This is a genomic window from Rummeliibacillus sp. TYF-LIM-RU47 (genome assembly GCF_008638315.1).
GTDB lineage: Bacteria > Bacillota > Bacilli > Bacillales_A > Planococcaceae > Rummeliibacillus > Rummeliibacillus stabekisii.
Window position 1 is genome coordinate 1,649,425 of the sequence record NZ_VVIR01000001.1, and the last position, 21,844, is coordinate 1,671,268.

The 21,844-nt window shown below is 34.9% G+C and carries 18 protein-coding genes, 1 tRNA gene and 1 riboswitch; of the genes, 8 read left to right on the forward strand and 11 right to left on the reverse strand.

All coding sequences use genetic code 11. From position 1 onward, the window contains the following. Positions 1-13: 13 nt before the first annotated feature. The 3 genes from F0527_RS08305 to F0527_RS08315 form a co-directional block, all read right to left on the reverse strand. Complete coding sequence (locus tag F0527_RS08305) at positions 14-757, reverse strand: hypothetical protein (protein WP_150284474.1); 744 nt, start codon at positions 755-757, stop codon at positions 14-16. A gap of 140 nt (positions 758-897) precedes the next feature. Then, complete coding sequence (locus F0527_RS08310) at positions 898-1,491, reverse strand: M15 family metallopeptidase (RefSeq protein WP_223823543.1); 594 nt, start codon at positions 1,489-1,491, stop codon at positions 898-900. Positions 1,492-1,816: 325 nt separating this feature from the next. Beyond that, positions 1,817-2,803, reverse strand: coding sequence for an NAD(P)H-dependent flavin oxidoreductase (locus F0527_RS08315; RefSeq protein WP_150284475.1), 987 nt, complete (start codon positions 2,801-2,803; stop codon positions 1,817-1,819). 248 nt (positions 2,804-3,051) lie between these two features. Between F0527_RS08315 and cbpA the strand changes: the two genes are divergently transcribed. Both cbpA and F0527_RS08325 read left to right on the forward strand, forming a co-directional pair. Continuing rightward, positions 3,052-3,705: a cyclic di-AMP binding protein CbpA gene (gene cbpA / locus F0527_RS08320; protein ID WP_150284476.1), complete on the forward strand. Its 654-nt coding sequence runs from the start codon at positions 3,052-3,054 to the stop codon at positions 3,703-3,705. Between the two features lie 79 nt (positions 3,706-3,784). Further along, positions 3,785-3,857 (forward strand) — tRNA-Lys (locus F0527_RS08325). Positions 3,858-3,970: 113 nt separating this feature from the next. Here F0527_RS08325 and F0527_RS08330 read toward each other — a convergent pair. The 4 genes from F0527_RS08330 to F0527_RS08345 all read right to left on the reverse strand — a co-directional run bounded on the left by F0527_RS08330 (position 3,971) and on the right by F0527_RS08345 (position 9,794). Then, positions 3,971-4,462 (reverse strand): NUDIX hydrolase, encoded by a 492-nt coding sequence (locus F0527_RS08330; RefSeq protein WP_150284477.1) that lies wholly within the window; start codon positions 4,460-4,462, stop codon positions 3,971-3,973. Positions 4,463-4,658: 196 nt separating this feature from the next. Further along, positions 4,659-6,608: a GTP-binding protein gene (locus F0527_RS08335; RefSeq protein WP_150284478.1), complete on the reverse strand. Its 1,950-nt coding sequence runs from the start codon at positions 6,606-6,608 to the stop codon at positions 4,659-4,661. A 78-nt stretch (positions 6,609-6,686) separates the two neighbouring features. Next, positions 6,687-7,595 (reverse strand): homoserine O-acetyltransferase MetA, encoded by a 909-nt coding sequence (metA, locus tag F0527_RS08340; RefSeq protein WP_150284479.1) that lies wholly within the window; start codon positions 7,593-7,595, stop codon positions 6,687-6,689. 76 nt (positions 7,596-7,671) lie between these two features. Beyond that, positions 7,672-7,776: riboswitch (SAM riboswitch) on the reverse strand. Positions 7,777-7,832: 56 nt separating this feature from the next. Further along, entirely contained in the window at positions 7,833-9,794 is a 1,962-nt protein-coding gene (locus F0527_RS08345; protein ID WP_190323414.1) for a methyl-accepting chemotaxis protein, read from the reverse strand. Between the two features lie 469 nt (positions 9,795-10,263). On the opposite strand from F0527_RS08345, the gene F0527_RS08350 reads away from it, so the two are divergent. Continuing rightward, positions 10,264-11,439, forward strand: a complete 1,176-nt coding sequence (locus F0527_RS08350) for an aminotransferase class I/II-fold pyridoxal phosphate-dependent enzyme (RefSeq protein ID WP_150284481.1) — start codon at positions 10,264-10,266, stop codon at positions 11,437-11,439. Between the two features lie 54 nt (positions 11,440-11,493). Here the strand turns inward: F0527_RS08350 and F0527_RS08355 are convergent, their stop codons facing one another. Beyond that, positions 11,494-12,714 carry an AI-2E family transporter gene (locus F0527_RS08355; protein ID WP_066787364.1) on the reverse strand — a complete coding sequence of 407 codons (1,221 nt, stop codon included), beginning with the start codon at positions 12,712-12,714 and terminating at the stop codon, positions 11,494-11,496. A 60-nt stretch (positions 12,715-12,774) separates the two neighbouring features. Further along, on the reverse strand, positions 12,775-13,716 hold the full coding sequence (locus F0527_RS08360) for an LCP family protein (RefSeq protein WP_150284482.1): 942 nt from the start codon (positions 13,714-13,716) through the stop codon (positions 12,775-12,777). Between the two features lie 111 nt (positions 13,717-13,827). On the opposite strand from F0527_RS08360, the gene msrA reads away from it, so the two are divergent. The 5 genes from msrA (at position 13,828) to F0527_RS08385 (ending at position 21,111) form a co-directional block, all read left to right on the forward strand. Further along, the gene (gene msrA / locus F0527_RS08365) at positions 13,828-14,355 is read left to right on the forward strand and encodes a peptide-methionine (S)-S-oxide reductase MsrA (protein ID WP_150284483.1); all 528 of its coding nucleotides are present in this window, start codon (positions 13,828-13,830) and stop codon (positions 14,353-14,355) included. Positions 14,356-14,591: 236 nt separating this feature from the next. After that, complete coding sequence (locus F0527_RS08370) at positions 14,592-15,395, forward strand: SH3 domain-containing protein (protein ID WP_190323415.1); 804 nt, start codon at positions 14,592-14,594, stop codon at positions 15,393-15,395. Between the two features lie 100 nt (positions 15,396-15,495). Beyond that, positions 15,496-16,560: a DHH family phosphoesterase gene (locus F0527_RS08375; RefSeq protein ID WP_150284485.1), complete on the forward strand. Its 1,065-nt coding sequence runs from the start codon at positions 15,496-15,498 to the stop codon at positions 16,558-16,560. 750 nt (positions 16,561-17,310) lie between these two features. Next, the gene (locus F0527_RS08380; RefSeq protein ID WP_147193386.1) at positions 17,311-18,816 is read left to right on the forward strand and encodes a succinyl-CoA:acetate CoA-transferase ScpC; all 1,506 of its coding nucleotides are present in this window, start codon (positions 17,311-17,313) and stop codon (positions 18,814-18,816) included. A gap of 690 nt (positions 18,817-19,506) precedes the next feature. Continuing rightward, a complete protein-coding gene (locus F0527_RS08385; RefSeq protein WP_066787380.1) occupies positions 19,507-21,111 on the forward strand; it encodes an ABC-F family ATP-binding cassette domain-containing protein in 1,605 nt (534 codons plus the stop codon). Positions 21,112-21,234: 123 nt separating this feature from the next. On the opposite strand, the gene F0527_RS08390 is transcribed toward F0527_RS08385, so the two are convergent. Together F0527_RS08390 and F0527_RS08395 are read right to left on the reverse strand one after the other, a co-directional pair. After that, positions 21,235-21,435 carry a cold-shock protein gene (locus F0527_RS08390; protein ID WP_066787382.1) on the reverse strand — a complete coding sequence of 67 codons (201 nt, stop codon included), beginning with the start codon at positions 21,433-21,435 and terminating at the stop codon, positions 21,235-21,237. 164 nt (positions 21,436-21,599) lie between these two features. Continuing rightward, on the reverse strand, positions 21,600-21,800 hold the full coding sequence (locus tag F0527_RS08395; protein WP_066787385.1) for a cold-shock protein: 201 nt from the start codon (positions 21,798-21,800) through the stop codon (positions 21,600-21,602). Positions 21,801-21,844 lie beyond the last annotated feature (44 nt).

The following is a 21,844-nucleotide window of genomic DNA, read 5'->3' on the forward strand; positions in this document are numbered from 1 at the left end:
GTTATTTTAATCATTAAATAACCTTTTGTGCTTCTTCATATCTCGTAACAAGTACTTGCTTTTGATGATCTTGGCGTTTTATTAGAATACTTATCATTTGATACCATTGATTACATGCTTTAAAAGCATCTTTATATTCGTCTGAATCAGGGTCAACAGGTTCTTCACTTTCAAAAAAGATAAATTCAAAAATAGGATGTGCTAGGTTGTCCAATACTAATTTTAGGCTTACTTTCGAAATGCCATCTTCTATATCATCTTGCTCTTCTTCACTAAATTCTTCATCATTTAAATCATCGTCTTCTTTCTGGGTATCGAAAACTTCGATATGGTCTACGTTCTTCAATAAAGAGCCCCCAAGTATTCCGCCTCTTGCTATAAAAGCAAGTTGGTTCCCATCTTCTTCAATCGCCGCTTCATACACTTCAGGAAATAGATATTCTTTCACATCAAAAGATTCCCCCGTATCCTTTCTTATGGCAGTGAAAAGGGTTTGGGAAGCCTCATCTATAAATAATGCTTGCAGATAATCATCTGATATCGTTTTATGTGTAAAAGGAAGATGTTGTAATAATTCCTCTACTTCCTGTTCTAATTCGGCAGTTCTTTCTTTTTCAGATTGATTTATCATATAAATTCCTAATCTAAATAATAACAATGAACCAATTAAACATAGAAATTTCGCTTCAAGTGTAGGAACAATGAAAGTGAAAACAAAAGCGGCAATACTGGTTAGAAATAGTAGTATAAATTTCATATGCTGACCCCTTTTTATTTTATTAAGCAAAGGTTGTCTATTGCTTACACATTATTCCTATGCACTGTTCCTATTCAATATGTCGAATGTATAAAAAATATGCTATTAATGTTCATTGCTCTCTTCCCGAGAAAGGTTGCTTACTTTTTTCCTTTTTCTACTGTTTTTACCCGGTACCCTTCTTTTAGCTGTTCAATACTTATACCAAATGTCATCTGAAAATGTGGATCATCTTTAAAGCTCGGCCAATCACCGCCCCATTCCAAGCCTAATTTTTTTCCAAGATCAGCTACTTCGTACCAATCTGCTTTGCCGTTTTGGTTACCGTCATATTGCGTATTCCATATAATATTGCCAGAATGATCAACCAACGCAAAATCAAATGCAAGTCCATAATTATGGTATGACTCCCCGGCTTTTGTATAAGTAACAATTCGCCCTGGTCTAGAGCGTCCTTGTTGATAGATTTGATCTTGCTTTGCAAATGATCGAATTCCTTCTGTGATAACTATATCGATTTTCTTTTTTGCTGCCTGATTAATTAATGTATTTTTCTTTTCTTCTACAATTGGGTTTAGTTCCGTTGGAAGGGGCGCATTCTTCCCTAAATAAGTGTATGATTTTTCTTCCTGCTGATGAATTGATGTGAAAAGCTTGGGATAAAAAATTAAAATAAGCAAACTAATAATAATCATAATGGGCAATAGAAGAAGTGCATAGTAGTATGCCTTCAATTTTATCGACTCTCCTTTGAATTTGAAATAGCTGTGTCCTTTTACTCTTATGTTATATGTAAATAGGAAGTTTAGTAAAAATTTCATTTACTTTTTCACGTCTATTCTTATCATTTTTTTAGGTTATATACGGTTTTGTTGGATTTTGCTCTTTAGTGCTTTGTTTTGTTTTTATTATATAGACTAGCGAGGTATATAAAATTAATAAAAATATAGTAAATTCGTTTTTTTAAACCTTAATTAATATTATGTAAACTAATAATTATTAAAAAGAACAAAAAAAGAAGCTTTTTATGTCTTTTTGACATAAAAGCTTCTCTCACTATTAAGCTTCGTTTCTCTTTACCAGTTGCTTTTTAACTATTTTTTTTATGCTTGTTTGATATTCATCTATTAATTGAGCAACTAGCTCTGAAACTGGCAAAATTTCTTTTATGCTTCCAACTCCCTGGCCCGCACTCCAAATATCCTTCCAGGCTTTTGCCTCATCAGCTTTGTGTACAATCTCTAGTTGTTGAGGCTTTTGTAAATCAGTTGGTTCTAACCCAGCATTGACAATACTCTGTACAATAAAGTTTGCATTTACCCCACTAATTTTATCCGTGTAAATGATATCACTGGCGCTTGCTTCAACAGTCATTTCTTTATATTTTCCGCTTGCCATCGATTCAGCAGTAGCAATTAGCCTTGTCCCCATATAGGCAAAATCAGCACCTATCACTTGAGCAGCAAGTATATCTTCACCACATGATATAGATCCCGCTAAAATAATAATGCCGTTAAAGAATTTTTTCACTTCATGCACGAAGGCCATAGGATGTAATGTACCTCCGTGACCACCTGCTCCAGCACATACTAATATAAGTCCGTCAACTCCTGCTTCCATTGCCTTTTTCGCATGTTCTATACTGATGACATCCGAAAAAACAAGTCCTCCATACTCATGTACGGTGGTTGCAATATCTGTTGGTTTTCCCAAAGATGTAATAACCAGCGGAGGCTGATATTTTTTTACCAGTTCCACATCTTCGTGATAACGTGTATTTGTATGATGTACAATCAAATTGACTCCCCACGGTGCAACAAGACTTCCTTTGTTTTCTGCATCCTCTAACTGTGAAGTGATTTCTTTCATCCACTTCTCTAGCTCTTCATTCGTTCTTGCATTTAATAAAGGAAAAGTGGTCGCTATACCCGATTTGCATCCTTCAACAACTAACTCAATTCCAGACACTAAAAACATAGGTGCAGCAATGACAGGCAATTCCATAGAATTTAGGCGTTCCTTTACACTATTATGATTATACGACATTTTACTTAATAGCCTCCTTTATCCAATTTTACTCTACTATAATATTACACAATTCTGAATTTTTGTACAGAAAACTATTTAATTATCATAATGAGGATTGTAAAACCAATTATAAGGGAATAGTTTAAAAAGCTCATGCATATGATAGCGAGTATGCTTTTAAAAGGGGTTAATTACTCTCTAGGCTTATTAGCCGTGATGCTTCTTTTACAAATAAAAATGTATAAACAGAATTTGGAGGTCATACAATGATTGTCAAACAAAAATATGTAAATAAGCATGATGTTATTTTTTGCAAGGAAAGTGATTCAATTTCATCTGTGTTAAAAAAGCTTTACTCCTCGGGTTATCGTTGTATTCCAATTTTAGATGATAAAGAAGAAAAGTTTGTTGGTAATGCCTTTAAGGTCGCGATTTTAGAGTATAAGTTAGAACATGGTAATGATGAAGATATTCCTATCCGTGATTTAGCGGCGGATCCTGATGGTACTATCGGAATGGAAAGCTCATTTTATGAAGTGTTTTTTACAATCAAGCGATTACCATATTTAACCGTACTAGATGAAAACGATAATTTTGCTGGTATTCTTACTCATTCTCGTGTCTTTGAACTATTAGAAGAAGCATGGGGGTATAAGACAGGAAGCTGTGCGTTAACGATTGCTTTGCCAGATCAAGAAGGTATCCTTGCAAAAACCTTATCAGTGATCCGCAAAAAATGGCCTGTCCATTGCGTGTTCTCTATTGATGATGATGATTGGTACTTAAGGAGAGTTATCGTGACACTCGCCAAAGGAGCAACAGATCAAACAGTCAAGGAAATTGAGGGGATATTGCATAAAGCTGGTGCCCGCCTTGTAGATGTTGAGGTATTTAAAAAAGATAAGATTGAGCATCACTAGTACAGTATCAATATAACCAAGTTTGCCTCTTGACTTTATAAGAATACGGCGTTACACTATATATGTCATTAAGGCAAACGGGCGTATGGCGCAATTGGCAGCGCACCTGACTCTTAATCAGGGGGTTGTGGGTTCGACTCCCACTACGCCCATAAAAATTTTCATGATATCTAAACTGTAGATAGACACTAGTTTTGTGTTTGTCTGCAGTCTTTTTTTATAAATGAATGAATTATTACTTATTACCTTCCTAATAGAATTTCTTCTATTGTATAGATGTAGCATGATCTAATATTTCTTGAAAAAGAATATTCCATTCGCTATGATACGCTGAAACCTCCTCAGGATTTATAAATATTCGTTGTGTAGATTCATACTTTCCTTCAAACGGAAGTAGACGTGTTATTTCCATTTTGTAAAATACCTGAAATCCTATTTGGGGATATGGGCTGTCATCTGTCCATGCAGGATTTTCACTATGGTCAACAATAATGTATCCTAACAAAGTACACTCCCCTTCAATATAAGCTTCTTCCCTCGCCTCCCGCTTAAAGCATTCCTCTGGTGTTTCACCAGCTTCAATATGTCCACCAGGAATATCCCATCCTCTATGTTTTAAATCAACCAACAAAAAATTATCATCGTAAAAACAAAAACCATGTACACTTGTTATTTCATTAATTAGGGGAAGTAAGTATTCTTTTTTCCAAGTTAATTTAACTCTAGATTCTCCCCATTTTACATAGGTAGTTGTCATATTTCACCTCCAAAAAACAACTTCAATTAACGTTTTTAAAATATACTGAATATTATAATTTATATATTATCATATACTATTATAAAAAGTATTATGTATTTCTATTTTGAGAAAAAACAAGGAAACCTTAGCTAAGGTTTCCTTTTCAATTATAACTTTGTGTTTTACTTTAATCTACGCTTGACGATTTCATCGATCATTTTTTCAAGCAATGCATGTTTTGCTCTGCTTCTTCCCAAGGAACAGCATACCCCTTGCCTCTCGCGCAAAAAATGCTGGATGATGAATATTCCGGATCAGCGTCTTTTCGATAATTAATTCTTTCAATGGTGTCTTCAGGATTATGACATTGATCAAACCCACAAAAATTCAATGTTATTGCACCTTTGCCATTTGTATATGCAGCAAATACAGTACTATACTCCATAAAGGTAGAGACAGGTACTCTTCCTTCCAAAATAGCTTGATTGCCATTCATAATCGGCGCTTCAAAAGTACCGCTTGCCTGCTGAACATCTGTCATCATTCGTCCGATATGAACTTGGTCCGCCTTCATTTTAAAGTAATAGTATGGTTCTAATAATTGGATACTCGCTTTTTCGAGTCCCTGCCGTATTGCACGAAAAGTGGCCTCACGAAAATCCCCACCCTCTGTATGTTTTTCATGTGCACGGCCCGTCAGTAATGTAAATTTGACATCTGTTAGAGGGAAGCCTGTTAAAAGTCCATTATGCGGCCTCTCAAAAATATGGTGTTCGATTAAACGCTGATGCCCGGTAGATAAATCATCATCATGACATCTATTTTCAAATAATATGCCTGCACCTCTTTCGGCTGCCTCCATCAGAAGATGTACTTCTGCATAATGTTTTAACGGCTCAAAATGGCCGTACCCAGTTACAGTATTACTGATGGTTTCCATGTATAAAACTTGGGGGCTTTCAAAATGGATATCGAGAGAAAAACGCTGTTTTGCTACTTCTTTCAGTACTTCAAGTTGAATAGCTCCCATGACATGAACACGGATTTCTTGAAATCTCTCTATCCATCTCACTTCTAAAGAAGGATCTTCTGCTTCTAATAATCTAAAGCATGCTAATACGTCCTTAATATGATCAGTCCCATCATTCACAACAGTAGATTGCAATGTTGGTATGAGTTCAAAAGGCATTTGCGCATTGCTCTTTGTTCCAACGACATCTCCAATATTTGCATTTAAAATGCCAGTCACTGCAAATATTTCTCCTGCTTGGACTTCTTTAACTACCTTATAATTATTCCCATTGTAAAGCCTAATTTCGGTTACTTTTTCAGGGGTTCCACCTAGTTCAAGTACATCTCGAACCGATAACTTTCCTGCTTGTGCTTTCATAAATGTAATTCTTTGCTTTTTATCATCATGGCGGATTTTAAACACATTCGCTGAAAATGGCAGTGCCTCATCATAGCTGGTTCTCGCTAAAAGCATAATTTGCTCAAAGAATTCGGTAATTCCTTCATCTTTTAAGGCAGAGCCAAAAGCACAGGGAAAAGCCTTTCCTTCTATCATCATCTTTTGAAAAGCTTTCTTTACATCCCCTTCAAGCAGAGATTGGTTGAAATATTTTTCAAGTATTTCTTCATCTCTCTCTGCTACCCATTCAATCAGTTGATCTGATACTCTACCATTTGTAAATTCGTTTGTTATTGGAACAAAGTTCTTTGACAAGTTTTGCCGCAACTCATGTAAAACTGCCTCACCATTTGCTGTATCTGCATCCATTTTATTAATAAAAATAAAGGTGGGGACGTCATGTTTTCTAAGTAAAGACCAAACTGTTTCTGTATGTCCCTGTACACCATCTAAAGCGCTAACAACAAGTATGGCATAATCCATTACAGCAATTGCTCTCTCCATTTCTGGAGAAAAATCGACGTGCCCTGGCGTATCGATAATGGTATATGTATCGTCTTCCATTTCAAGCCTTCCTTGTTCTGCAAAAATCGTAATGCCCCGTTCTCTTTCAATGGCATGATGGTCTAGAAAAGCATTTTGGTGGTCCACCCGCCCTCGTTCTTTTATGCTATTAAATTGATATAATAAATTTTCGGATAAGGTGGTTTTTCCAGCATCCACATGCGCTAAAATACCAATAGTCACAAACACATATAATCCTCTTTTCTTGTATCTTCTTTCGTCTATTATAACAAATAGAAAGATAAGCAATAGAGAATGAGAGTTAACCTATGCCCATTCATAAGGTGTTTCTTGATAAACATAGTAGTTAAGCCAGTTTGAGAACAAAAGATGTGTATGCGAACGCCAGGTATTTAACGGCTGATTATTAGGGTTATCGTCTGGATAGTAATTACTCGGTATAGCTATGTCATTACCCCTAGCCAAATCGCGTTTGAATTCTTCACTTAAAGTTTCAGCATCATATTCTAAATGACCTGTTACCATAATCATTTTTTCGTCGTTTGATATAGCAATAAACAAACCTGCTTCTTCTGATTTAGAGAGTACAGATAAATTAGGATGTTCCTCCACTGCGTGAACCGAAACAGAAGTATGGCGTGAATGTGGTGCTACAAACACATCATTAAACCCTCGTATTAGTTTTGCTGTTGACTCTTGAACAGTATGCTGAAAAACACCAAAACATTTTTGATCTAATGAGTATTTATCAATTCCATAATGATAATAAAGCGCTGCTTGCGCTCCCCAGCATATATGAAGTGTTGTCGTGACATTAGTTTTGGACCACTCAAGAATTTCTTTCATCTCTTCCCAGTAATCCACCTCTTCAAAGGCCAACGTCTCAACTGGAGCACCTGTAATAATTAATCCGTCAAAACGAAACTCTTTTACTTCATTAAATGTTTTATAGAATGTATCTAAATGAGATTTGCTAACATTTTTAGAGATATGCGTAGCGGTATGTAAAAATGTAACAGTAACCTGTAATGGTGTATTGCCTAAAAGTCGAAGAAGCTGCAGTTCGGTTTTTTCTTTCTCGGGCATTAGGTTTAAAATAGCAATGTTAAGCGGTCGGATATCCTGTTGATTTGATCTACTTTCATCCATGACAAAAATCTTTTCTTTTTTTAATAATTCCGTTGCCGGCAAATCTTTCGGAATATTAATTGGCATTAAATAACCCCCTTTTCTTTATAAAACAAAAACCCCTTTTCCTTACAAGAAGAAAAGGGGCATTGATATGCGTGCACTCTTATCTTCCAAGATTTAATCTTGCAGGATGTAGCACCTTTCTGCATACACAGAGGTTGCTGAAGCGTCATAGGGCCTTCCCCTCAGCTTCTCTTGATAAGAAATATAAAATTATATTGATCGTAACATAATTATTATAAAAATTCAAATAATTAAAAACTATAAATTAAACTTTTGGATTGATTCAGAAAGTTTGTTATTCAAGTGTGAAAGCTTCTCTGCCGAATTTAAAACTGCTTCAATTGCTGCCAATTGTTCGGAAGAAGAGGCACTTACTTCCTCACAAGCTGCAGCTGATTCTTCAGAAGTGGCTGTCATCTCTTGAATCATGTCTATTACTTCATCTTTATAGCTTGTGATCTTAAATGTGTCATTTGAAATATTATCAATAGCCTCTTCTAACTGTAAAACTAAAGAAGAGATATTGTTAAACAATTCACTAGTAGAATCTACCACAACCAACTGATCTTGAAATTTGTCTTTCGTAGAATGCATTTGTTCAGTGACTATTTTGGATTCTCTTTGCAGAGCCTGTACTGTTTCTCTTACTTCTTCTGTGGCTTTAGCTGTTTGCTCAGCTAATTTTCTTACTTCTTCTGCTACAACTGCAAACCCTTTCCCTTGATCACCAGCTCGAGCCGCTTCGATGCTTGCATTTAAAGCCAACAAATTCGTTTGATTTGAAATATTTCGTATGGTTTCCATTACTGTATCAATAGAGAGTATTTGTTTTTCCAAAGATGCAATTTTTTCCGCCATACTAATTAGATTACTTTCCCAGCTAGAAAAGGCAGCCTGAAATTGTTCCATTTGAGATTGACCTTCTTTGTTAACTCCTTGTGCTTGTTCAGCAATGTCTTGCATTGATATTGTCTTATTCTTTATTTGGTTAATTTGATTACTTAAAGCATTAGCATGTTCAAATGCAAGATCTGACTTTTCAGCTGAGTTACTCACTCCTTTAGCAATCTCTCCAATTGCAGCAGTCACTTCTTCGCTCGAAGCTGTTGTTTCTTCGACAAGCTTGTTAAGTTGCTGAGAGTGGTGGCCTACTTCTTGCGATGTTCCATTTACCACTTGAACAATGGATTTCATGCTGTTTATCATGGAGTTAAAATCATTCGATAGCTGTCCTACTTCATTAGAACCATTATAGGTTGCAGCAACATTTAAATCTCCGCCAGATGCCTTGTCCATTAACTTTCTTAAAACAGCAATAGGTCTAGTAATTGAAGAAATAATAAGAATTAAGACAATAAATAAAAGGGCTAATAATATAATAGAAAAAATAAGAAAGAAGTTTCTTATATCGTGTGCTGCCTGTTCTACTTTTTCCTTTTCATAAACAGCAGCGACCTTCCAATTCAAGTTAGGTAATGTGTTATACACCGTAATCATTTTTTTGCCTTGATTTGATGCTTCCACCACACCAACCTTCTCTTTGTTTACCATCATTTTTTTCACATAGCTGTATCGGCTTAAGCTTTTGCCTTCTTTTGAAGGGTGAACAATAGCTGTCCCATCCTCTGCAATTAATACTGGATAACCGTCAAAACCAAGTTTTCTTTTTGACAATTCTTTCGATAAATCTGAGAGTAGGATATCTGCACCTACAACACCAATTAACTTACCGTTCTTCTCTATTGCTTTAGCTGCAGTAATGGTATATGTTTTGGTGGCTTCATCTAAATAAGGCTTTGTCCAAAAAACATTTTTGGGGTCATTCACAGCATTTGTATACCATTCTCTCGTTGTAGGATCAAAATCATCTCCTAATTCTACAGAAGGCTGGATTTCAAGTTGCTTATCAGGTTTTGCGAAATAAACAGAGGTAGCTCCGCCATAATTATCTAAAAATTCTGAAAGTTTTAGGTTGATTTGTTTCGTATTTCCCTCAAGCTCTTGATTTGCTGAAAATTGAACAACACCTTTTTCATATCCTTGTAAAAAGTAATCAATAGATGCCGACATCTCTGTTACTATTGCTTTGCTTTGTGAAATAAGATTGTTGTTAGTTTTCTCATTAACAATATATGTACTAAATAGATTCAAAACCACTAGACTAATTAGTACCAATACCATAACTGCACTAATAATTTTCCACTTTATCGTTTTCCCCATCACACTAACTCCTTTCATACTTATTAATTAGAGCAAAGGCTTCTTTTTATAAAGTTTGAAATTAACCTCTATGCGTTAAAAGTAAATAGTTTTTAATAAAGCCGATTAATAAAAAGCTGCTCTATCATAAAAACTCTACCTTCACTAACAAAACTATAATGATAGTTATTTAGACACATAGACTAACTTCCCCATTAGTATATCAAAAATTATGCAAATATACCTCGCTATTTGTAAAAATTTTTCGAATAAATTAAATTTACTAAAAATAGTAAAACTCATTCATCTGTATCATACTAATTTCATCTGTATTATAGCAGCTTATCGTGATAAAATTATATGAAAAATAAACGGAGCTTAACTAATGAGATTTCTATTATTTCTCTCTAGTTTTAGCCTCGTTCTATAATCTTTATGGGTGTAAATATAGTAAGCTCATAGAGAGTTAATAAGATTAGGAGTGAATTCAATGAAAATCGAACGTTCATCAAAAATGGCTATGTTTAAAAGAGCCATATTCGGAGATTTAAAAGCTGCCGCAAATAAAAAGGCAGCGATGGGAACGTCTTTAATCGATTTAAGCATCGGCAGTCCTGACCTGCCACCTGACGAAAGAATTCGCCAAGAGCTATCAAAACAAGCAGCTAAATCAGATTCGTATGGCTATACATTAAGCGGCACAGCGAAGTTTACACAATCTGTTGCTGATTATTATAAACGCAGATCAAATGTGGAATTGAATCCTCAAACGGAGATCCTTCAAACAATGGGGTCGCAAGAGGGCTTAATCCATCTACCGATAGCATTTTGCAACCCAGGAGACTATGTACTCACAACAAATCCTGCATATGTAGCATATGATGCAGGAATACATTTGGCTGGAGCAACCCCTTATTATATGCCTCTTTTAGAAGAAAATCAGTTCCTACCGGATTTCTCCGCAGTACCAGAAGAAATCGCATCTAAGGCAAAATTGCTTATTTTAAACTTGCCAGGTAATCCTGTCCCAGCAAATCCTTCGGATGAATTTTTCTTGGAAGTGGTTGAATTTGCCAAAAAGCACAATATTATAGTTATTCATGATGCTGCTTATTCTGAGTTTTACTTTGAAGGAGATCGCCCGATAAGCTTTTTGGCTACGCAGGGCGCAAAAGAAGTAGGTATTGAAATTAACTCGCTATCAAAAAGCTTTAGCCTTGCAGGGGCGCGAATCGCATATATCGTAGGGAATGCTGAGATTATCTCTATTTTCCATGAGTTAAAATCAAATCTCGATTTTGGCACATTCCAACCAATACAAGACGCAGCATGTGTAGCATTAGATCATGCTGAAGAGATTACTGAAAGATTACGCCTTATCTTTAAAAAACGTCATCAAATCCTAGTTGAAGGACTAGAGGCGCTTGGCTGGAACGTTACGCCTTCAAATGGTGGGATGTTTATTTGGGCTAAATATCCTAATCAAGAGCTAAATGATATTGACTTTGTATTTGATACGATAGAGCAAACTGGAGTTGTTCTAGTACCTGGCTCTGTCTTTGGAGAAGCTGGTAAGAATTATGTTCGAATTGCACTTGTGCAAGATGAATCATTGCTTCAAGATGCAATTGGACGGCTTGCAACACTCAATAAAGTGCACGCATAAAAAACATCCTGCAGATGAAAACGTATCATCTGCAGGATGTTTTTATTTTTCACTTCATTTCTCTTCTTCTCTAAGTTTTGCCCAATCATCCAGTTCATAATTCAGTGAAGGCTGATCGTTATATTTATTGTAACGTCTTTTGAATAGATAGAATAGATGCGATACGAGTACCTTAAGGACTGCATACCCTGGGATTCCCAAAACCACTCCTGGTACGCCAAATAGCGATCCAGATGTCAGTAATACAAAGATAATTGTTATTGGATGCACATGTAGGGATTTCCCCATTATTTGAGGTGAAATAAATTTACCTTCCACTAATTGGACAATTGTCCATACAACAGCCAACTTCAGTAACATGATAGGAGCGTTGACGACTGCAATGATTGCTGCAGGCGTAATGGCAATAACAGGACCTAAATATGGCACTACGCTTGTCATCATCGCTAATACCCCTAATATAACAGCATACGGTAAGCCAATGATTAGAAATCCAATTGTCACCATTATACCGATGCAAATGGCCACTAGGATTTGTCCTTGTATATAGCTACTAATTTGATGGTCAGCTTCGTGCAAAACATGAGCAGTATCTTTTCTCATGCGTGGAGGCAAAAGCTTCAATAGATAATTCGGTAGATTTTCGCCATCCTTTAAAAGATAGAACAAAATAAATGGAACAGTAACAATTGCCAAGATAATTCCTGTTAAGGTTGAAATAAATCCGGTGACGCCGCTAGCTAGACCTGTCCCAATCTCACTACTCGCATCTTTTACCATTTCATTGAGCTGATTCGAGATATTATTCAACACAGAATTCAAATCAAAATTATATTTTGCAAGTGTTTCACTTAATCTTGAGTCTTCCAAAAGGTGTTGTACAGAATGTACTACCTGCATAAAGTAGCTTGGGAATTCTTGAATCAAATTCATAAATTGTTCTTTTAAAAATGGAAAGATGAGCGTTACAAAGAGAGAAATTAATCCAATTCCTACAATATAAATCAAGAAGATACCGCCCACTTTTGGAACCTTCCACTTTATAAGAATTTTAAGAATCGGCCTCAATAAATAGTAAGCAATCACCGCTAATATAACCGGCAGGACGACTGTTCTTAGAAAAACAACGATCGGATAAAAGATGAAGGATATTCTATCATAAATCCAAATAATACATCCTGCTAATAATAAAGTAATCAAACCAAATAACAAATTTTTACCACCCATAAATTGGATGAAGCGAGTGGTAAAAAATGATTTTTTCTCTGTCTGCAATCAAGATCCCCCTCTTTGCGAGCTTACAATGTCTACAACCATTATAACCCTTTCTAATTACTAAGAATCAAGAAATTTATCTAAGGCTTGCTGGTTTTGCTCAATATTAATATTGAGGACTGAGCCTGCTTGAGGATAATATCCATACTCATAACTATGCTGCACTGGAATAGTCAATCGCGTAATATCTGGATTGCCTCCTTTTATGATAGAAAGCATTAATGCAAGTTCTTGCTGATCTGTTAAATCTGACTGCACATATCCTTGAATAGCGCCTAATAGTTTTGGGTAATTTTTAAAGTTTCTTGGTGACATTGCTTCTTTTTTTAGTGCTTCTAAAGCTTTTTGCTGGCGATCAACACGACCGAAATCACCTTTATTATCATGGCGGAAACGAGAAAACCCTAGCAATTCCTTACCATTTAACGTTTGTTCACCTTTCTTCAATGAAACACCAATGTTTTCAGACATATCATGATCAACATATACATTTACACCATTCGGAGCGACTATATCCACTAACTTTTCAAAACTTTTAAAGTCAATTAATGCATAATGGTTAATCTCTACATCGAACATATTTTGAATCGTCTTTTTTAATAAGTCTACTTTTCCTAGATAGTATGCTGTATTTAACTTGTACGATTGATATCCTGGAATGCTTGCATATATATCACGCATAAATGAGACCATTTTAATTTTGTTTGTATCTTTATTCACTGAAACCAATATCATTGAATCGGTTCTTGAGTTAGCCTCGCCTCTTGAGTCCACGCCAAGCAATAAAATATTTTCTACATTTTTTTTAGTTTGTGGATCTCCGTTAAATTTAGCGATTTTCTGCATATCCCCTGATGTTTTCGCTAAATTCAATCCTGCTTTATATTGAGTAAACGCAAATGCTCCTGCTGCTATGAACACTACAACGATAAGTAAGAAAAAGACTCTACCTTTTCTTAATTTCCGTTTCTTGCGTATGTGCTTATGTCTTGTTTCTTTCATAACGCTTCTCCTTTCATTGCTACTTACTTTTGAAAAAGTTATTATATTAACTACATACTAAAGATAGAAAACAATCAAGTATGAATACTATTATTATAGGGGGCCACAATTATGACACATACAAACCTTTCCACTGCAACTTTTGCTGGGGGTTGTTTCTGGTGTATGGTAAAACCTTTTGTTGAATGGGATGGCATAGAAAGTGTTGTTTCAGGCTATATGGGCGGCCATTTAGAAAATCCAACATACGAGGACGTAAAAAAAGGCACTTCTGGTCATCTAGAAGTTGTACAAATTGTATTTGACGAAAGCATCTTCCCGTATGAAAAATTACTTGAAATTTATTGGCAACAGATTGATCCCACTGATGATGGAGGCCAATTTCAAGATCGCGGAAGCAGTTACCGTACAGCAATCTTTTATCATAAGCCAGAACATAAAGAATCAGCCGAAAAATCAAAAATTGATTTAGCAAACAGCGGCCGCTTCCAAAAACCTATTGTTACTGAAATAAAGGCAGCTGAGACATTCTATCCTGCTGAAGATTACCACCAAGATTTTTATAAAAAGAATCCAGATCATTATCAACAAGATCGCGCTGAATCGGGTCGAGATGAATTTATTAAATCCAACTGGTAATCCCCCTATATAAACGAATAAACACACAGAAAGGTTCTACTTAAATGTAGGCCTTTCTTATTTTAGTTACATAGTCAGCATTTTATAAGACTTCCCCTATTTATTCTCTCTTAATCCGAGAAATCCTTTAATTTTACGTTTAGAAACTTCTCAATAGGTTATAGAAAAGTATTAACCTAAATCTTACGTCATTATTTGTAGAATGAATACATATAGATGATTGAGGAGGAATGAACATGAAAAGAAAATTACTACTATCGATGGCTCTATTCTCTACATTTACATTCGGGACATATTCTATTGCAGCACAGCCAGCACAATCCAATGCATCTGCGGTCTCTAAAACAACCCAGAATCCATATACAACCGCTTCTCTCAAATCGTTTAAATTAGCAACAACAAATACAAAGATATACGAGAAACCTTCAGCCAACAGCTCTGTCATTCAAAAATTAAAAAAAGGGCAAGGTATTGCGGTATTACAAGGATCAAAAAAAGGATGGACAAAGGTTTCTCTTTATTTTGGTAAAGGCTATGTTAAAACAAGTGATCTCGATTCATTAGCTCCCCATAAAAATACGCACTATGCACGCAATATTAACAAGACATATGAATATCGAACACCTTTTAATAAAGGGTCGGAATTCAAAGAAACACATAAATCAACATTCCAAAAAGCGTATGCCGACAATCGTACAGTTACAAACTTTTGGCTACATAAAGCTGAACCGGACAACTATGGCATGATGGAATATGAAACAACAAAAGGGCTATTTACAGGTTACAAAGAGGATGGTATTGCAACTTTAGCCATTAAATACCCTATAAAAAAACAACAAACATGGCAAGGTTCCGATGGCCAAGTGATGAAAGTTCTTGGTACCAACCAAACAGTTAAAACGAAAGCCGGCAACTTCAAACACGTAGTTATGGTGAAAAACGGAAAAGGAAAAAATTATTCTTACTATGCTCCTAATATTGGTCTTATAAAAGAGGTAGCAAACGGAAAAACAATTACCGAAATTTCAGCTTTCAAGTAAAAGACGATCGGTCATTCTTTTAGAGAATGACCGACTTTTTTTTCTGCTTCAAATAATGCTATAATGAGAGCTATGTTTTGAAAGAAAGGCGTGAAAAGTATTGAATTTTAAAAAATTGCCTAAAAAACTGCATAATTATGAACATATTCATCTTATCACTCATACAGATTTAGATGGAGTAGGTCCATCCATTGTCCTCCGTGCCTATGGAATCCCACATACCCCTTATTATGTAGAAACCCGAAAAGTTGATGAAACTGTACAAGCTAAATTAAATGAACTGAATGATCAGGAATTACTGATTATTACAGACCTTAGCGTAAATGATGAAACCGCGAAAATGATTGATCAAATAAACAAACATCCAGACGGACGTTATATTGTGTTAATTGATCATCACCAATCAGCTATTGCTTTAAATGATTATGAATGGGCTTCGGTAATCCCTACATTAAATGATGTAAAAATGTCTGCTACTACTCTCATTTTCAAGGCCTTACACCAAGCGGATTATGAAGTATCTCCTCTCCTTCAAATGGAAGAAGATGAATCTCTTGAAAGCTCAATTACTACTAATGAATATACCGTTAAAGAAAAAGAAACATACTATAACCGGTTAGTTCAATTAGTTGAAAAAATCCGTTTATATGATACATGGGACTGGCATATTTTATCAATACAAGAAGCAGCAGACTTAAATACAATTTTTTACGCAAGGCGGAGACACGAATTTATTAAAGCCCGTTTAGATTATATTATACACGGCGAATTGTTTACACCTGAGGACTCAGCTTATTTAGAATTTTCTAAGGAAGAGCTTCAAAAAGTTTTGAAGAAAAAGTCAAAACAAATGGTGATCGTAAAAGAGTATAATTTGAAAGGCCATGAAGGAACACTAAATATTGGGGTTGTGGAAACGGATTCCTATTATAGTGAATTAGGAAACTTTTTGGCAGAAAAATATTGCGAAGAAATTGATGCTGTTTTTATCATCAGCCTTGTTAAAAATCGGGTATCTTTACGTTCAATCGGCAATAAAGTCAATCTTTCAAACATCGCCAAAGCTTATCAAGGCGGTGGCCATCCAAATGCCTCTGGCTGTGACCTTTCAGAATTAGGCATTGATTTTTTACAAGCTGTATTAAAAGCTAATTCAGAACGATAAATAATCCTATATCATCTTGCCCTCTTTAGCATTTCGAATGTTTAAGGAGGGCTTTAATTTTTTTACACTTAAAAATTAAAAACTCATCAAAATAATCTATTTCTAAAATTTCATGTCACCCAGAAAAATATTTTCAAAAATAATTTTAATATAATTTAATATAAATCTAATCATTTGCTAATTTTAGACGCCTTTCGATAGCACGCTCAAATATAAGCTTCTAATTTCCATGAATTTTCTATTATTTGCAACAAAATTCTAAATAGCACTTTAATCTTCTAAATCAATCAAATTAATATAGTATAAAATATATTACTTTAAAATTCACATTTTGTAATAAATACCTTTTTTAAATAAATAATAAATTTATTCCATTATTCTAATATCATTTATTAGTTTAATCTCTTTATTTACAAAGGTTTTATTCTTTTTTTGGGATTATAAAATTGGAAATTAAAATGCAAATTTAAAAGAAAAAAAGATGATTAAATGAATTTAAATAACTGAATTTTATAAATAATTTTTATTGTCTAAAAAAATTTTAGAAAAAAATAGTGGATAAAAAGATTAGCATATGTAAAAATATATACAGAAACCGATTTCATTTATTGTTCAGAATGTTATAAATGATTCAGCCTACATTTCAATTTACATAGACTCATATATATCATATTAGCATTCAAACTCAACTTGAATTAATATATTATCATAACAAGTTGGAAGAACAATACACTTAGGAGGTAATGAAAAATGGAAGCAACATTTGAAAATCGTATTGGAATGAAAGAATTAGCTGGCAAAGTTATGTCAGCAAAAGAAGCTGCTGCTCTCATTTCAGATGGCGATGTAGTAGGCATGAGCGGTTTTACTCGTGCAGGTGATGCGAAAGTAGTGCCAGCTGCCTTAGTTGAACGCGCTAAAAATGAGAAATTCAAAATTGATGTATACACTGGCGCTTCATTGGGACCAGAAGTTGACCACGACTTAGCTATAGCTGGTGGGATTCGCAAACGCGGCCCATTCCAAGCGGATAAGGGTATTCGAACTTTAATCAACAATGGTGAAATTCTTTTTGCTGATATGCACTTATCTCATGGCGCTGAGCAATATCGTCAAAATATTTTTGGTACTTTCAAATATGCTATTATTGAGGCTACTGCAATCACAGAGGATGGCTATTTAATCCCTACTACTTCTGTCGGTAACAATCCTATTCTTGCGGAAGTTGCTGAAAATATTATTATTGAACTGAATGTAGCACAGCCCGAATCTTTAATTGGTGTGCATGATATTTATGTACCAGGAGAACAAGGCAACCGTGAACCAATCCCATTGACAAAAACTTCTGACCGCCTAGGTGTGAAAGGCATTAAGCTCGATCCATCTAAAGTAAAAGCAATTGTAATCTCTGAAAACCTCGATGCACCATCTACAATTGTTCCACCAGACGAAGAAACACAAATTATGGCTAACCATATTTTAGATTTCTTACGTTCTGAGATTAAAGCTGGCCGTTTAACAAATACTTTAGCACCAATCCAATCAGGTATAGGATCTGTCGCAAATGCTGTTCTAGATGGCTTCAAAGAATCTGAATTTGAACATTTAGAAGTTTATTCGGAAGTATTGCAAGATGCTGTATTCAACCTGATTGATGCTGGTAAAGTAGATTTTGCTTCAGCAACTTCTATTACTCTTTCCGCTGAAAAAGGAAAAGAAGTATACGGTAACCTTGACAAATATGCAGATAAATTAGTATTACGTCCACAAGAAATTTCAAACCAACCTGAATTAATCCGTCGTTTAGGCCTTATTTCAATCAATACTGCCCTAGAAGCTGATATTTATGGAAACGTTAACTCTACACATGTATCAGGTAGCAAAATGATGAACGGAATTGGCGGTTCAGGCGATTTCGCTCGTAACGCGCGCCTAGGTATCTTTATAACAAAATCTTATGCTAAAGGTGGAAGCATTTCTTCTATCGTGCCAATGGTTACGCATGTAGATCATACAGAACATGATGTTGATGTACTTGTTACAGAACAAGGTGTTGCAGATCTTCGTGGATTAGCACCAAAAGAACGTGTACCGCTAATTATTAATAACTGCGTACATCCTGACTTTAAAGAACAATTATGGGAATATTATAATGCAGCTGTTGAAGCAACTGGCAATGCACAAACACCCCATATTTTAAGTCGGGCATTTGAAATGTATGAACGTCTAGAAAAAACAGGTTCAATGAAAAAATAAGTTTTTCGAAGAGAGTAGACTACTCTCTTCTTTTTTGTATTTTTAAAATGAGTAGTTTTAGAAGCGATTTGTTAAAGAGAAGATTAAAGAGGTAACAATTAGGAATCTTCTACAGCAATGAACTTGTTAAAATTAGTTAGTCTTAGTAATTCTAATACACAAAAAGTGACATCAATATTAAATCGTGATAGCTACCATCAAATTTCTTCATTGCTTTCTTTTTACTACCTTCTTGAATATTGCCAAAATTTTATATAGTACCGAACCTTGATGCTGTTTTGGCATTATGAAAGTCTAAAATCCTATAATTTCATTTTGAAATTCAGCTTATATTTTGTATAGATTATTAATTTCTCCATATCTTCTGGTAAAGCTGTTCTTATTTCAAACTCCCCTACTCCCATCATTTCAAACAACTTTGCTCTTATTTCTCATATATTAATTTCCCCCTACTTATTTAAGTCTATAATTAATATTTATCAACAGAATAAACTAAAATTTACGTTCCTTTCTATTTCCTATGAATTAACTACGAAAGAAATTTAGAAGCTTGTTTTTACTAATTAGCTACTTTTCCCTATCTCGACCGAATGCATTAGATTCTGAATCAGCAGTTTTTACTTGAGGGTTTGGCTTTCTTATTTTCCGTGATATAATAGATACATTGTGAATAAGGAGGTACTTACATACATGATTCAAGTAAGTAACGTAGGACTTCGCTATGGCGACCGTAAATTGTTTGAGGATGTAAATATTAAATTTACACCAGGAAATTGCTACGGTTTAATCGGTGCCAATGGTGCAGGTAAATCAACATTTTTAAAAATATTATCAGGTGATATTGAACCACAAGATGGCCATGTCAGCATGAATCCTGATGAACGTCTTGCTGTTTTAAAACAAAACCACTTTGAATATGAGGACTACCAAGTTTTAGAAACAGTAATGATGGGTCACAAACGATTATATGATGTGATGCAAGAGAAGAATGCCATCTATATGAAAGATCCTTTTACAGATGAAGACGGTATTCGTGCCGCTGAATTAGAAGGTGAATTTGCAGATATGAACGGCTGGGAAGCTGAGTCTGATGCAGCTATTCTTTTACAAGGATTAGGTGTTCCTGAATCGATGCATTATATGACAATGCGTGATTTAACAGGATCCGAAAAAGTAAAAGTTTTGTTAGCGCAAGCCCTATTTGGTAAACCCGATGTTCTTCTATTGGATGAGCCGACAAACCATCTTGATTTAAAAGCTATTCAATGGTTAGAGGAGTTCCTTATCAACTTTGAAAATACAGTAATCGTTGTTTCCCATGACCGTCATTTCTTGAATAAAGTATGTACGCATATTGCTGATTTGGATTATAGCAAAATCCAAATTTATGTTGGGAACTATGATTTCTGGTATGAATCAAGCCAACTTGCTCAAAGAATGCTAAATGATCAAAACAAGAAAAAAGAAGAAAAAATAAAAGAGCTCCAAGAATTCGTTGCACGTTTCTCTGCGAATGCATCCAAATCAAAACAAGCTACTTCCCGTAAGAAAATGCTTGAAAAAATTCAACTGGATGATATCAAACCATCTAGCCGAAAATATCCGTATATCAACTTCCAAGTGGAACGCGAAATTGGAAATGATGTATTAACTGTTGAAGGCCTAGGTAAATCAATTGAGGATGAAGTACAATTTAAAGATGTACGTTTCTCAATGAATAAAGAAGATAAAATTATCTTAATCGGCGATGCTCTTGCAAAAACAGCACTTCTTAAAATTCTTGCTGGAGAAGACGAAAACTACGAAGGATCATTCAAATGGGGTGTAACTACTTCTCAAAGCTACTTCCCGCTTGATAATGAAGATTTCTTCCAAGGTAATGAAAAAACATTGGTTGATTGGTTACGTCAATTTTCACCTGAAGACGAAACAGAAACATTTCTACGTGGCTTCTTAGGACGTATGCTCTTCTCTGGAGAAGAAGTAAAGAAATCCCCTGCTGTTCTTTCAGGTGGCGAGAAAGTTCGTTGTATGCTTTCTAAAATGATGCTTTCTCATTCCAACGTACTTTTATTAGATGAACCAACTAACCATTTGGACCTTGAATCCATTCAAGCGTTAAATGAAGGATTGATCAACTTTAAAGGTGCTATGATTTTCACTTCTCATGACCATCAATTTATCCAAACGATTGCAAATCGTGTTATCGAAATTCGTCAAGATGGCTCTATTTTAGATAAACAACTTTCGTATGATGAATTCCTTGAATGGAAAGAAGCAAATAAATTAGATTAAATAAAAAGTGTGTTCTTAAATGAACACACTTTTTATTGTGGTTTTTGTACTTTACTACTCTCTCTTCTGTTTCTATTAAAAACTACATAAAAAAAGCATCCATAAAGGATGCTTTTGAAAGAATTAAAGTTTTACAACGTTTGCAGCTTGTGGTCCGCGGTTGCCTTCAACAACTTCGAATTCTACTTTTTGGCCTTCTTCAAGAGTTTTGAAGCCTTCGCCTTGAATTGCTGAGAAGTGTACGAATACGTCATCTTCACCTTGAACTTCTAAGAAACCGAAGCCTTTTTCTGAGTTAAACCATTTTACTGTACCTTGTTTCATGTGAGAAAACCTCCAAAAATAAATTTAATACGCAAGTTTCAATCGAAATTAAAATTTTACATATTACAAAAAGCATCTTTTATAAGCTACTCTTTGTAATATATAAATATAAAACTATCTATTTAAAGGAAAGGGGTAAGCAAGTTACCCCTGTTAGTTGTGAATTAAAGTTTTACAACATTTGCAGCTTGTGGTCCGCGGTTGCCTTCAACAACTTCAAATTCTACTTTTTGACCTTCGTCAAGTGTTTTGAAGCCATCACCTTGGATAGCTGAGAAGTGTACGAAAACATCATTTTCGCCATCTACTTCGATAAAACCGAAGCCTTTTTCTGAGTTAAACCATTTTACTGTACCTTGTTTCATGTGAGAAAACCTCCAAAAATAAAGTGAACAAATAAAAATCATTA

Excerpts from the sequence above, each read along its gene's own strand:
- F0527_RS08305 (WP_150284474.1), bottom strand. The coding sequence starts at position 757 with ATGAAATTTATACTACTATTTCTAACCAGTATTGCCGCTTTTGTTTTC.
- F0527_RS08315 (WP_150284475.1), bottom strand. The coding sequence starts at position 2,803 with ATGTCGTATAATCATAATAGTGTAAAGGAACGCCTAAATTCTATGGAA.
- cbpA (WP_150284476.1), top strand. The coding sequence starts at position 3,052 with ATGATTGTCAAACAAAAATATGTAAATAAGCATGATGTTATTTTTTGC.
- F0527_RS08330 (WP_150284477.1), bottom strand. The coding sequence starts at position 4,462 with ATGACAACTACCTATGTAAAATGGGGAGAATCTAGAGTTAAATTAACT.
- metA (WP_150284479.1), bottom strand. The coding sequence starts at position 7,595 with ATGCCAATTAATATTCCGAAAGATTTGCCGGCAACGGAATTATTAAAA.
- F0527_RS08345 (WP_190323414.1), bottom strand. The coding sequence starts at position 9,794 with ATGGGGAAAACGATAAAGTGGAAAATTATTAGTGCAGTTATGGTATTG.
- F0527_RS08350 (WP_150284481.1), top strand. The coding sequence starts at position 10,264 with ATGAAAATCGAACGTTCATCAAAAATGGCTATGTTTAAAAGAGCCATA.
- F0527_RS08360 (WP_150284482.1), bottom strand. The coding sequence starts at position 13,716 with ATGAAAGAAACAAGACATAAGCACATACGCAAGAAACGGAAATTAAGA.
- msrA (WP_150284483.1), top strand. The coding sequence starts at position 13,828 with ATGACACATACAAACCTTTCCACTGCAACTTTTGCTGGGGGTTGTTTC.
- F0527_RS08370 (WP_190323415.1), top strand. The coding sequence starts at position 14,592 with ATGAAAAGAAAATTACTACTATCGATGGCTCTATTCTCTACATTTACA.
- F0527_RS08380 (WP_147193386.1), top strand. The coding sequence starts at position 17,311 with ATGGAAGCAACATTTGAAAATCGTATTGGAATGAAAGAATTAGCTGGC.
- F0527_RS08385 (WP_066787380.1), top strand. The coding sequence starts at position 19,507 with ATGATTCAAGTAAGTAACGTAGGACTTCGCTATGGCGACCGTAAATTG.
- F0527_RS08390 (WP_066787382.1), bottom strand. The coding sequence starts at position 21,435 with ATGAAACAAGGTACAGTAAAATGGTTTAACTCAGAAAAAGGCTTCGGT.
- F0527_RS08395 (WP_066787385.1), bottom strand. The coding sequence starts at position 21,800 with ATGAAACAAGGTACAGTAAAATGGTTTAACTCAGAAAAAGGCTTCGGT.